The organism is Acetomicrobium sp. S15 = DSM 107314 (assembly GCF_016125955.1).
GTDB lineage: Bacteria > Synergistota > Synergistia > Synergistales > Thermosynergistaceae > Thermosynergistes > Thermosynergistes pyruvativorans.
On the sequence record NZ_JADEVE010000071.1, the window covers coordinates 1 to 367 of the forward strand.

General features: G+C 51.2%; 1 protein-coding gene. It reads right to left on the reverse strand.

Features of this window, described 5'->3' with window-relative positions; genetic code table 11:
• Positions 1-185: 185 nt before the first annotated feature.
• Positions 186-367: AAA family ATPase (locus EZM41_RS01310; protein WP_446697799.1), on the reverse strand; the 182-nt coding region annotated here is incomplete at its 5' end.

Below are 367 nucleotides of genomic sequence, written 5' to 3' on the forward strand. Positions count from 1 at the left end.
ATTCCGCATCGAGTTGTGCAAACGTTACACCAGCCATGGTAGAAGCTGTCTATGGGGTCAACGTCGCCATCGAGCGCATCAAAGGCCATCCCGTGGTCGTTCCGCTATAAACAATAATTTTTTCTTGTCACAGATCTACAAAACCCAAACATGCCTCATTTGCCTTACATCAAACCAAGTGCCCGTTAAAACCCTTTAAGACCGGGCATGCAGATTAGCTCATGTAGGGTCTCGGACGTGGTGTTCGGCTCTCCTCCTTCTACCGCAGACATGGCCGCGTCTATGGCTTTGTAGGCGCTATTGCTCTTCGGAGCGCTGGCCAGGTAAATTGTGGCCTCAGAAAGGATTATCCGGCCCTCCGGCAAAC